Source organism: Pseudomonas sp. R1-15 (assembly GCF_051132085.1).
Lineage (GTDB): Bacteria > Pseudomonadota > Gammaproteobacteria > Pseudomonadales > Pseudomonadaceae > Aquipseudomonas.
Genome location: NZ_CP071660.1, coordinates 549,495 through 561,365, shown reverse-complemented (window position 1 = coordinate 561,365; position 11,871 = coordinate 549,495). Strand labels below are relative to the sequence as shown.

The following is an 11,871-nucleotide window of genomic DNA, read 5'->3' as shown; positions in this document are numbered from 1 at the left end:
GCTTGCTCCCGCTGGCCTGCCAAGCAGGCCCAAGGCCAGTCACCGCGTTCCGCCAGCCAGAACGGTAGTGCCGATTTTACGACTGCTTCGCAGCCGAGCGGGAGCAAGCTCCCTCGCCACAAAGGCTCAATCGAGCAACCGCCCCAACCCGTCCAGCAATCGCTGCAACGCGCCCTGGTTGCTGCGCATCACCTTCAACCCCGCCTCGGCCATGCGCTGGGCATCGCGGGGCAGTTCGAACAGGCGCTGTACCGCCAGGGCCAGGCTTTCGGCATCTTCGACTTCCTGCAATGCCCCGGCCGCCCTTAGTTGCGCGGCGATTTCGAGGAAGTTGAACAGATGTGGGCCACTGAGGACCGGTTTTGCCAGCGCCGCCGGTTCGAGCAGGTTGTGCCCGCCGTTGGGCACCAGGCTGCCGCCGACAAAAGCGCTGTCGGCCAGCGCGTAGAGAAACAGCAGCTCGCCCATGGTGTCGCCCAGCAGCACCGATGCCTGTGCAGTGACCGGTTGCGCACTGGAACGCCGAACCGTGGCGAAACTTTCACGCTCACACAACTGCGCCACCGAATCGAAGCGTTCCGGATGCCGCGGCACCAGGATCAACAACGCATCGGGATAACTGGCGAGCAGCCGTTGGTGGGCTGCCAATACCACTTCATCCTCACCCTCATGGGTACTGGCGGCGATCCACACCGGGCGCTCCACGGCTTGCCATTGGCGGCGCAAGGCGCTGGCGCTTTCGAGCAGTTGCGGGTCGATGGTCAGGTCGAACTTGATCGAGCCCGTCACCTCGACGGTTTCGGCTCGGGCACCGAGTTGGCGAAACCGCTCGGCTTCGGCTTCGGTCTGCACGGCAAACAGGCTCATCTCGCCGAGCATCGGCCGGGTGAGCCTGGGGAAGCGCGCATAACCGCGCGCCGAACGCTCCGACAGCCGGGCATTGGCCAACGCCACCGGGATACCGCGCCTGGCGCACTGATGGATGTGGTTGGGCCACAGCTCGGTTTCCATGATCACCGCCAGTTTCGGCCGGACCTGGTCGAGAAAACGCCTGGCTGCGCAAGGCAGGTCATAAGGCAGATAGCAGTGCTGGACGCGCGGCTCCTCGGCGAACAACGCCTTGATCCGCTCCGAACCGGTGGGCGTCATGCACGTCACCGTGATCGGCAGCTGTGGATAACGTTGCAGCAAGGCGCGGATCATCGGCGCGGCGGCAATGCTCTCGCCCACCGACACCGCATGGACCCAGATGCCGCCCGGCACCAGCGTCGGCAAGCCCCACGCAAACCGCTCGCCGATGCGGCGGGCATACGCCGGCGCCTTGCGTGCCCGCAACCACAGCCGAATCGCCACCAGCGGCAGCCCCAGATAAAACAATGCGCTATAGAGAGTTCTGTTCATGGCGGCGGAGTTTATCGGTTTTTCAGCCAATCGCCTGCAACTGCACGGCAAAACGTTCCGCCAGCCAGCGCGCGGCCGGGCCCAGCGGTTCATCGCGACGCCAGACCAGCTCCACCACCAGGGCCGGCGGGGTCCATTCGCTGCTCAGCTCGACCATCTCTCCCAGATAGGCCGGGTATTGCACAACGTGGCGAGGGAGCCAGGCCCAGCCCAGGCCACTCCTCAGCCATTCGGCCAGCACATAGAAGCTGTCGGCGCGCCAGACCTGCGGGCTGGCCTGCTCGCTGCCGGGGTAAACGCTGGCCTGGGTCGCCATCAGCAACTGCCGGTGCCGGGCCATTTCCCGGCACGACACATAGCCATGGTGCGCCAGTGGATGGCCCCGGCCGCACACCGTGACCATCTCGACGCTGCCCAGTACCCGCCGCTCCAGCGCCTCGGGGATCTGATCGTGATAGAACAGCAAGCCGAGATCGGCGCGACGCTCCACCAGTTTGCGCGCCACGTCGCCCTGGGCGGCGCTGGCCAGCTGCACTTCGAGCGTTGGAAACTGCTCGGCCAGCGCCACCAGGCTGTCGATTACCGGTTGATAGGGCATGGCTTCATCCTGGGCCAGGCGCAGCGAAGCCTCCTGCCCGCGCATCAAGGCCAGGGCTCGACCGTTGAGCCGCTCGCATTGGCGCAAAACTTCCCGCGCCTCTTCCAGCAGCGTCTCGCCCGCATCGGTGAGCCGGGGCTGGCGACCGCTGCTGCGCTCGAACAGGTTCACGCCAAGGTCGGCTTCGAGCAGGGCAATCGCGCTGCTGATGGCCGATTGCGCCTTGCGCTGGTCCCGAGCCACGGCGGAAAACGAGCGTTTCTCGGCCACACCGACAAACAGCCGCAACTGCTCCAGATTCCATTGAACATTCATGACACGACCTATCTCCATCACAGATAGGTAATGACTTTACCGCATCTGTTCGTTCCCTAGAATGGCCCCATCGAAACACGCAACCCGCCAATGAGGATCTGCCCATGAACGCCTATTACTACCTGGCCATCGCCATCTGCGCCGAAGTGATCGCCACCGTTTCGATGAAAGCGGTCAAAGGCTTGAGCACACCGCTGCCCCTGCTGCTGGTCGTCGCCGGTTACGGCATTGCGTTCTGGATGCTGACGCTGGTGGTGCGCACCGTACCGGTAGGCGTGGCCTACGCGGTCTGGGCCGGGATGGGCATCGTCATGGTCAGCGTGGCGGCGCTGTTCATCTACGGCCAGAAACTCGACATACCGGCGATGCTGGGGATGGCGTTGATCGTGCTGGGGGTGGTGGTGATTCAGTTGTTTTCCAAAACCGCCGGGCACTGAAACACATTGTTTATGGACTGGAATGCATCGTGGCGAGGGAGCTTGCTCCCGCTGGATCGCGCAGCGGTCCCAAGCCTTCAGGGCCGCTACGCAGCCCAGCGGGAGCAAGCTCCCTCGCCACAAACGCCTTTCGCAACTTGTCACGTTGACCATCAGCAAATTCCACCAGCACCGAGTCTGTATACTGCGCCCTCGTCTTGAACACTGAGGTCGCTGCATGCCATCCGTTATTTCCACCGACATCCTGATTGTCGGCGCCGGAGTCGCCGGCCTCTGGCTGAACGCGCGCTTGCGCCGCCAGGGGTTTTCAACCGTGCTGGTGGAAAGCGCCAGCCTCGGTGGCGGGCAGAGTGTCAAATCCCAGGGCATTATCCATGGGGGCGCCAAATACGCGCTGCACGGAGCCCTGACCGGCGCCTCGGAAGCCATCGCCGACATGCCGCGACGCTGGCGCGAAGCCCTGAAGGGCGACGGTGAGCTGGATCTATCCGGCGTACGCATGTTGTCTGACGCTCATTACCTCTGGTCTCCCGGCACCCTGGCCGGCAACCTGACCAGTTTCTTCGCCAGCAAGGCCGTGCGCGGTCGCGTCGACCAGGTCAAAGGCGAGCAACTGCCGCCGGCCCTGCAGGACAAGCGCTTCAAGGGCAAGGTTTACCGCCTGGCCGAGCTGGTGGTGGACGTTCCCAGCCTGATTGCCCGCCTGGCGGACCTGGCCGGCGACAGCCTGCTGGCCGGGCAGCGCATCGAACCCTTGCACGAACAGGGCGAGCTGGTCGGGCTGAAGGTCGACGACCGCGAGATCCGCGCCCAACGCATTGTCCTTAGTGCTGGCGGAGGCACTGCCGACTTGCTCAAGGCCCTTGGCCTGGATCAGCCGGCCATGCAGACCCGGCCGCTGCACATGGTGCTGGTCAAGGGGCCGAGCCTCAAGCCGTTGTATGCGCACTGCCTGGGCGGCGGACCAAAGCCGCGCGTCACCGTGACCACCCACCCGGCAGCCGACGGCCAGTGGGTCTGGTACCTGGGTGGCGACCTCGCCGAGGGCGATGCCGTCGCCCGCGAACCCGCCGCGCAGATTGCCGTCGCCCAGAAAGAAATCAGCCAGTTGCTGCCATGGATCGACCTCAGTACGGCGCAATGGGCCACGCTGCGGGTCGCGCGCGCCGAACCGCTGCAATCGGGCCTGACCCGTCCGGACAATGCCTTTGTCGCCGAGCAGGGACGCCTGCTGGTGGGTTGGCCGACCAAGCTGGCACTGGCCCCGGATTTTTCCGACCGGGTCATCACCGCGCTGCAACGCGACGGCATCCAGCCCAGCCACCCCGCCCCGCTGCCGGCCCTGCCGAAACCGCCCATGGGCGTCCCCGCCTGGGAGCAATTGCTGCCATGAGCCTACCGACCCTGCACGACCTGCATCGCCCGCTGGGCCATAACGGCCCGCTGGTTTCTCCCCTGGGCCTGGGCACGGTCAAGCTTGGCCGCGACCAGGGCGTCAAGTACCCCAACGGTTTTCGCATCCCGGATGACAGCGAAGCGCGCATGCTGCTCAAGCTGGCCCGCGAGCTGGGCATCAACCTGATCGACACCGCGCCGGCTTATGGGCACAGCGAAGAACGCCTCGGCCCACTGCTGCGCGGCCAGCGTCACGACTGGGTGATCGTCAGCAAGGTCGGTGAAGAATTCAGTGATGGCCAGTCGCGCCACGACTTCAGCGCCGCCCATACGCGGTTTTCGGTGGAGCGCAGTCTCAAACGCCTGGAAACCGAGTATATCGACCTGATACTGGTGCACTCGGACGGCAACGACCTGGCGATCCTCAACGACAGCGAGGTCTACCCGACGCTGGCGGCCCTCAAGCGCGAGGGCAAGATCGGTGGCTTCGGTTTCTCCGGCAAGACCGTCGACGGTGGCTTGAAAGCCCTGGAGCAAGGTGATTGTGCGATGGTCACCTACAATCTGAACGAACGAAGCGAAAAGGCGGTCATTGACTACGCAAGCGAGCACGGCAAGGCGATCCTGGTAAAAAAAGCCCTGGCCAGCGGTCACGTCTGCCTGAACCCCGGCGAAGACCCGGTTCGCACCAGCTTCGAACTGTTGTTTGAGCATCCCGGGGTTGCCAGTGCTATTGTCGGCACCATCAATCCGCTGCACCTCGCCCATAACGTCTCGACCGTAGCCAAGGTCCTGCGTAAAAACTGACGCCGCCTACGCGGTCTTAAGCAAGGAGCCGATATGCCGCGTACGCTCATCAGAAAAAACCCGAGCAACTTCAAGACCCTGCCCCTCGCTGTCGAAGCAACGCCCGAAGGCCTGACATACCAGAGCGTGGGCATGCCGCTGAATTTCGCCCAGACCTTGCAGCGGCGCCGCCCCGTGACAGTCGACGATGCCGAGCGTTTTTCCGTGGAGCTGGCGAACCTGGGCGTCTCGGTGCGCCTGACGCTGCATTGGCAGAACCGCGATTATTGGGTGCTCGTGCGTCAACGCCGACAGGATCGCGGCGATGTAGTGCTCAAGCTGATTTCCGGCTACGTCCCGGCCCATGAACTGAATCTGCCGCTGCTCACCGCGATCAACGAAATTGCCGAAGAATGCCTGCTGGAAACCCCTGAAGGCTGGCTCGGCGGACGTTTCAACGACACGTGGTTGCCGGCGCCCTATTCAAGCGCCCTGCATTACCGTGAGGCCTTGCCGTTTCGGCTGGCCCCGCTATCGGGCTCGGCTCGCCCGGTGCGCTGCGCCAACCTGCAATTGATCGAACGCCCAAGGGCCTACGTCCATTTGCCCACGGCATCGCTGCAGTTGATCTACGACTTGCGCCTGGATGTGCCCAAGGAAGCCAAGTCCCTGAGCCTGTTCCATGTCGATGAACGCCTGGAGGGCGACCAACTGGTCGCGCGCCTGGACCGCAAGCGGCCCGATCTCTACCTGATGCCGCTGCAGGACGGGCAACCCTTGCCCGAGCTGTATACGTTGAAGAAGGACCAGTTATACCCGGCCAGCACCCGAGGCTTGTATCTGGCGGAGAGCTTCGCCCGGCAGGACGGCTGGCTGGTGCGCGAGGAGCGGATTCGCTGGAAGGACTGGCTGCGCCAGCAAGGGCTGACGCCACCAGGAAAAGAATCCGGGCTGACCCGATTGAAGGGCAAGGCCCGGCAGTTGCTCAAGAAGATCGTGCCACGCAAGGTGGTGCGTTAGTCAAAGTGACCTGAAAATGCTCTTGTGGCGAGGGAGCTTGCTCCCGCTGGGTTGCGCAGCGACCCCCATTTTCATGGGCGCTGCGCACCCAAGCGGGAGCAAGCTCCCTCGCCACAAGAGCTCCCCAACCATGGGGCTAGCTCGACGGCAAAGGCTCAGTTATTGCGGATCTTCTCCACAATCGCCGTCGTCGAGCTGTTCTCCACCAGCCCCAGCACCTTCACGGTGCCGCCATAAGCCGCGACGATATCGGCGCCGACGACCTGGTCGATGCCATAGTCACCGCCCTTGACCAGCACGTCCGGCTTGACCTGACGCAGCAGGTTTTCCGGCGTGCCTTCGCTGAAGCTGATCACCCAGTCCACCGCGCCAAGGCCGGCCAGCACCGCCATGCGGCGGTCAACGCTGTTGATCGGCCGGCCCGGCCCTTTGAGACGGCTCACGGAGGCATCGTCGTTGACCGCGACGATCAGACGATCGCCTTGGGCTCTGGCTTGTTCGAGGTACGTCACATGGCCGGCATGGAGGATGTCAAAGCAACCGTTGGTGAACACGATTGTTTCGTTGTGCGCGCGGGCGTCGTCGACGGCCAGCAGCAACTGCTCCAGCCCGAGCACGCCACGCTCGGAACCCTCTTCACGCTGGATGGCGCGACGCAGCTCCGGAGCGCTGATGGCCGCCGTACCCAGTTTACCAACCACGATACCCGCCGCCAGGTTCGCCAGGGCCACCGCATGAGGCAGTTCCTCGCCAGCGGCAATGGCCGCCGCCAGTGTGGAAATCACCGTATCGCCGGCACCCGTCACGTCGAATACCTCACGGGCACGGGCCGGCAGGTGCAGCGCCGGATGATCGGGACGCAACAAGGTCATGCCATGTTCGCCCCGGGTGACCAGCAGCGCACCGAGCTCCAGGTCGTGCATCAGCTGTGCGCCTTTGCTCACCAGCTCGTGCTCGTCGGCGCAGCCACCGACGATGGTCTCGAATTCGCTGAGGTTCGGGGTGATCAGGCTCGCGCCACGGTAGATGGAAAAATCCTTGCCCTTGGGGTCGGCCAACACCGGAATACCCCGGGCACGAGCCGCCTGGATCAGCGTCTGGTGATTTTTCAAGGCGCCCTTGCCGTAGTCCGACAACACCAGCACCTTGATACCTTCGAGCAGTTGATCGACCTCGGCGCCAAGGGCCAGGGGATCGGTGGCAAACGGTTCTTCGAAGTCGATCCGCAACAGTTGTTGATGGCGGCTGATGACCCGCAACTTGACGATCGTCGGCTGGTGCGCAATGCGCTGGAATATCGCCCGCACGCCCGCGCCCTTGAGGCTGTTGGCCAGGCTGTCGGCGGCTTCGTCGTCGCCGGTCACGCCGACCAGGGACGCCGGTGCGCCGAGCGCGGCAATGTTCAGGGCGACGTTGGCGGCGCCACCTGGCCGATCCTCGATATGCTCGACCCTGACCACCGGCACCGGTGCCTCGGGGGAAATCCGTGATGTACCGCCATGCCAATAGCGGTCGAGCATGACATCGCCGACCACCAATACAGGGGCTTGATCGAATCGCGGCATGGACAACTTCATGGAGCATCCCACATACAAAATGAACAGGGGCGCGATATTAGCACAGGGTTGGGGAAGGCTCGTCCATGGCGGTTATCGGATGAGATGCACGGGCTGGCCCAGGCACCCCGACGGTTCAAGGTCGACGGGCCTGGTCGTCCTCCCGCGGCGTCCCATTCAGCTGCCGGACCCAGAAGAGCTCGTGGCGCCGAACCGCCTTGCGGAAAAATTCGTCTTCTCCGGTGCTGGGCCAGCGGCGCCCGGCCAGCAGTCGCTGGATGATACGGCGCAGCCGTCGCTTGAATGGAGGTCGGCCCTGCAAGTCATGCTGCATGCCAAGGGCCATGGCCTTGTCCATGCGGGTGGAAGCGTCCAGCGACGGGCTCCACAACCCATCGGCCGGCAACGGTTCGATGGCCGGCGGCAGCGCAATGCCATGGCCTGCCGGGCCCATCGGCCAGCGGTCGTTGTCGTGCAGGTGATTGGCATAGAGCAGCAATGTCTGTGGCCGCCAGGTGCTGAGTTCGATCGCCTCCATCAGCGCCCGGGTACTGGCGACATGATCGCTGTGCGGGTCCAGCTCGGGGTGCGGCGTCAGCACCACCTCGGGCCGGTGATGTTCGAGCAGCCGCGCAAGGTCGGCCACCAGGTTGCGCCACGTCGGCAGGCCATCCGCGTCACCCGGCAGGTTCAAGGCATTGAACCGCCGGGCTTCGCGGATATCGCTCTCGCCCGACTCCCGCGAGCCAAAGGCCTGGTCCGGCGTCTTGGCCATGGCCTCCAATTGCAGGCAGTAGTAACCCAGCTGCACGCACTGCTGTTGCGCCACGCCCCCCCACAATGGCACGGCCAGGCTGTCCCAACTGCGCAGGCGACCCTTGAGACGAGCGGCCTCGGCGGGATCCAGGCCCATGTCGCGATAACGCTCGGCCTCGATTTCACCCTGGGTCAGCGTAACGATCGCAACCTCGCTGGCACGGCTGTACAGCCCGAACGCCGCGAGTTCGGCGTCATCGGCATGGGGCGCGACGATCAGCAGGCGCTGCCGGGCGAAATCCGGGTTGCTCAGTACATGCAACATAGCCTGGGGAGCCAGGCTGCAAAAACGTCCGCGCAAGGCCAGGGTTCCGGCCGACAGCGCCGCCTCTTGCCCGGACAAATTGATGAAGCGCTCGCCACAGACGCCCCGTTCAAGATCCTGGCGATCCTCACCGATCCACACCCGCGGGTCGAGGAAGCGCCCCAGCCAATGACTTTTTACCCGCACCTGGAGGATCAGCGTCTGCCGGGCATCGAACTCACCCGCGACCTGCAGGCGTCCGCCGCTCAGCGTGACGGGAAATTGCGGGGTATCTGGCGGAAAGTCATAGCGATAATCGTCGCTCGGAGCATAGAACAGATGATCGGAGAACCACGCTTCATGAGCCACCCAGCCCAACAGGAGAAACACCGGCAACGACCACCACGAGACCGTGAAGCCGAGCACCAGCGCCGCCAGCAGCGCGCCGGCCAGAACCAGGCGCTTGCGTTGACGATGGCGTTTGAGCAGTTGCTGCTTGCGTGCGCTCACGGTGCTGTTCCCTCGTTCATCAGCTGCGTGTCCTCGCTCAAACCTGGTAGACCGGAACCCGGTTGCACCAGCGATCCTTGTATTCGCGATCGGCGCGGCCGAACGAGTAGCGCAACGGTTTGCCCGCCGCCCGGGCGTGCTCCCATTGTGCCTGGGTGTTGACGAAGCTGAGTACGCTGCCCGGGCTGAAATCGCGGCTCTGCGGGTCAACCCCGCCATTGATATATTCCAGGCTGAACCAGCCGGGCGCCTCGACCCGATACAGAATCTGGATCGCCACCGGTTCGTCATTCAAATAGATCAGCGAGCCGGTCATGAATTCGCGCATCAGGCTGAACACCTCGGCCAGATGGGTCTTGCCGGGGGCTTCGAAGTTCCAGCGACGCTGGAACAGGTCCGCATACACCGCAGCCTGCTCGCCGGGGCTCAGGTCGAGCATTGGCCGGATACTGCCACCGGCGTCTTCCAGCAGACGCTGCTCGCGGCGCTGGTTGTAGCGAAACTTCTTGCTGTAGTCCTCGGGCTCACGCGCCAGCGCCAGGCCTTCGGGTTGTTCGGCGAGACCGATGATGTGCGGTGCATTCAGTTCGGACACATACCGCATGCGGTGCCGCAGGCGAACCTGGGCGCCTTGGCTGACGGGCAGGATGACCTCGGCATTGCCGAGGTCGAGCATGCCACGCTTGCCTTCACGCTTGAGCACATCCTTGGACAGCGCCACATGCCGGCCCCAGGTAGGCATGGCGGCACACAGCTGGCCGTCAACGAGCCAGCCCAGGTAGCGCACCGGAATGCCCACCAGCCCGGCCAGGCGCTCGACCACATCAGGGTGTGTCGCCACGCTGCCACCGAATTGATGCCAGGCCTGGGCATAAGCCACGGCGTCTATGGGGGTCCAACCGTTTTCGCGCCAGGCCCGCCAGTAACTCAGGATCAAACGAAGGTCTCCTTCGCCACCTCGTCGGCAGCCTCGACGAAGTCCTTCTCGTGCAAGCGTGCGTAGAAGCCATTCAGCGCCAGCAACTCGGCGTGGGTACCGCGCTCGACAATACGACCCTTGTCCATCAGCAGGATGAGATCGGCTTTCTCGATCGTCGACAACCGGTGGGCGATGACCAACGTGGTGCGCCCTTTCATTACCTGGTCGAGGGCTGCCTGGATGTGCCGCTCGGACTCGGTGTCCAGCGCCGAGGTAGCTTCATCGAGGATCAGCAGCGGAGCGTTCTTGAGCAACGCCCGGGCAATCGCCAGGCGCTGGCGCTGGCCGCCGGACAGCAGCACGCCATTCTCGCCCACCAGGGTGTCGTAACCCTGGGGCATCTGCTCGATGAACTCAGCCGCGTAGGCATCTTCGGCAGCCCTGCGGACGTCTTCAAACGGTGCGCCGGCAAGATCGCCATAGGCGATGTTGTTGGTGACACTGTCGTTGAACAGCGTGACCTGCTGGTTCACCAGGGCGATGTGCCGACGCAGGTTGGTCAACCGGTACTGCTCGACATCCACGCCGTCGAGCAATATCTGGCCCTTGTCGTGGTGATAGAACCGTGGGATGAGGTTGGCAAGGGTCGACTTGCCGCTGCCCGAGCGCCCTACCAGGGCGATCATCTGGCCCTCTTCGGCGGTGAAGGAGATATCGTCGAGCACCAGCTTTTCCGTACCCGGGTATTGGAAGCTCAGGTTGCGCACTTCCAGGCGACCGTTGACCCGGACCATTTCCTGGGTGCCGGTATCGATTTCGGGCTCTTCGTCGAGCTGCTCGAAAATGCTTTCCGCCGCGGCCAGTCCTTTCTGGATCGTGGCGCTGACTTCCGACAACTGGCGGATAGGCTTGGGTAGCAGACCGGCGGCGGTGATGTAGGCGACCAGTTCCCCTGCCGAGGCGTCGCCACGCAGGTAAAGCACCAGGTACATCAACACGGCCATGCCGATATAGATCACCAGTTGCAGCATCGGCGTGTAGATCGACTGGGTCCGCGTCATGCCCAGGCTGCGGTTCATGTTGTCGGCGCTGGCCTTGTGAAACCGCTCGATTTCGTAGTGTTCGCCGCCGAAGCTGCGTACCACGCGGTAGCCCTGGATGGTTTCCGACGCCACGTGGGTCACATCGCCCATCGCCACCTGGATCTTCTTGCTCTGCTTACGGAATTTCTTGCTGGCGCTACTCACCAGCACGGCAATGACCGGCAGGATCGCCAGCAATACCAGGGTCATTTTCCAGTTGCTGTAAAGCAGGTAGCCGAACAGGAACACCACGGTCAGGCCTTCCCGGATGACAACCTTGATGGCATCGGTGGCGGCGCCGGTGACCATGGTCACGTTGTAGGTGATACGGGAAATCAGGTGGCCGGAGTTATGGTTGTCGAAATAACGGTTGGGCAAGGTCAACAGGTTGTCGAACAGCGCGCAACGCAAGTCATGGACGACGCCCCGGGCGACCTTGGCCAGGTAGTAGTTGCCCAGGAACGAACCGATCCCCTGGTAAACCGCGATCAGCACGATCAGCAGCGGCACCCCGAGCACCAGCGAGACCCCCATGAAGCGGGTGTCATTGGGCTTTTGCAGCGCGTCGAGAAAATGCTTGAGCATGTCCGCCAGCATCGGCTGGCTGGATGCAAACAACACGAAGCCAACGATACTGACGGCGAAAGCGCCCCAATACGGGAGAACGTATTTCAGCAATCGCAAGTAAATCTTCATGCTCGATTGCTGGTCGGAATTGGCCATTCGGTGCGCCTCGCACGTTTGAAAAGACAGACAAGCTGCGGATTGTAACAGCGAACCAATTACATCGGT

General features: G+C 63.6%; 10 protein-coding genes. 4 read left to right on the top strand and 6 right to left on the bottom strand.

Going from position 1 to position 11,871, the window contains the following annotated elements; genetic code table 11:
* Positions 1 to 126: 126 nt before the first annotated feature.
* Positions 127 to 1,401 (bottom strand): lipid IV(A) 3-deoxy-D-manno-octulosonic acid transferase, encoded by a 1,275-nt coding sequence (gene waaA / locus J3P97_RS02385; protein ID WP_434673397.1) that lies wholly within the window; start codon positions 1,399 to 1,401, stop codon positions 127 to 129.
* A 22-nt stretch (positions 1,402 to 1,423) separates the two neighbouring features.
* The gene (locus J3P97_RS02380; protein ID WP_434673396.1) at positions 1,424 to 2,314 is read right to left on the bottom strand and encodes a LysR family transcriptional regulator; all 891 of its coding nucleotides are present in this window, start codon (positions 2,312 to 2,314) and stop codon (positions 1,424 to 1,426) included.
* Between the two features lie 104 nt (positions 2,315 to 2,418).
* On the opposite strand from J3P97_RS02380, the gene J3P97_RS02375 reads away from it, so the two are divergent.
* The 4 genes from J3P97_RS02375 to J3P97_RS02360 all read left to right on the top strand — a co-directional run bounded on the left by J3P97_RS02375 (position 2,419) and on the right by J3P97_RS02360 (position 5,952).
* Positions 2,419 to 2,751, top strand: coding sequence for a DMT family transporter (locus J3P97_RS02375; RefSeq protein ID WP_434602635.1), 333 nt, complete (start codon positions 2,419 to 2,421; stop codon positions 2,749 to 2,751).
* A gap of 217 nt (positions 2,752 to 2,968) precedes the next feature.
* The gene (locus J3P97_RS02370) at positions 2,969 to 4,144 is read left to right on the top strand and encodes an NAD(P)/FAD-dependent oxidoreductase (protein ID WP_305497248.1); all 1,176 of its coding nucleotides are present in this window, start codon (positions 2,969 to 2,971) and stop codon (positions 4,142 to 4,144) included.
* Positions 4,141 to 4,953, top strand: a complete 813-nt coding sequence (locus tag J3P97_RS02365) for an aldo/keto reductase (protein ID WP_434602633.1) — start codon at positions 4,141 to 4,143, stop codon at positions 4,951 to 4,953. Before J3P97_RS02370 ends, J3P97_RS02365 begins: the two co-directional genes overlap by 4 nt.
* Positions 4,954 to 4,986: 33 nt before the next feature.
* Positions 4,987 to 5,952, top strand: coding sequence for a metal ABC transporter ATPase (locus J3P97_RS02360; RefSeq protein ID WP_305497250.1), 966 nt, complete (start codon positions 4,987 to 4,989; stop codon positions 5,950 to 5,952).
* A 155-nt stretch (positions 5,953 to 6,107) separates the two neighbouring features.
* Here the strand turns inward: J3P97_RS02360 and hldE are convergent, their stop codons facing one another.
* The 4 genes from hldE to msbA all read right to left on the bottom strand — a co-directional run bounded on the left by hldE (position 6,108) and on the right by msbA (position 11,802).
* Positions 6,108 to 7,529, bottom strand: coding sequence for a bifunctional D-glycero-beta-D-manno-heptose-7-phosphate kinase/D-glycero-beta-D-manno-heptose 1-phosphate adenylyltransferase HldE (gene hldE, locus J3P97_RS02355; protein WP_434570040.1), 1,422 nt, complete (start codon positions 7,527 to 7,529; stop codon positions 6,108 to 6,110).
* 115 nt (positions 7,530 to 7,644) lie between these two features.
* Positions 7,645 to 9,078 (bottom strand): PIG-L deacetylase family protein, encoded by a 1,434-nt coding sequence (locus tag J3P97_RS02350; RefSeq protein WP_434673395.1) that lies wholly within the window; start codon positions 9,076 to 9,078, stop codon positions 7,645 to 7,647.
* A 37-nt stretch (positions 9,079 to 9,115) separates the two neighbouring features.
* A complete protein-coding gene (locus J3P97_RS02345) occupies positions 9,116 to 10,012 on the bottom strand; it encodes a GNAT family N-acetyltransferase (protein WP_434631519.1) in 897 nt (298 codons plus the stop codon).
* A complete protein-coding gene (gene msbA, locus J3P97_RS02340; protein ID WP_305497257.1) occupies positions 10,012 to 11,802 on the bottom strand; it encodes a lipid A export permease/ATP-binding protein MsbA in 1,791 nt (596 codons plus the stop codon). The genes J3P97_RS02345 and msbA overlap by 1 nt, the downstream gene beginning before the upstream one ends.
* Positions 11,803 to 11,871 lie beyond the last annotated feature (69 nt).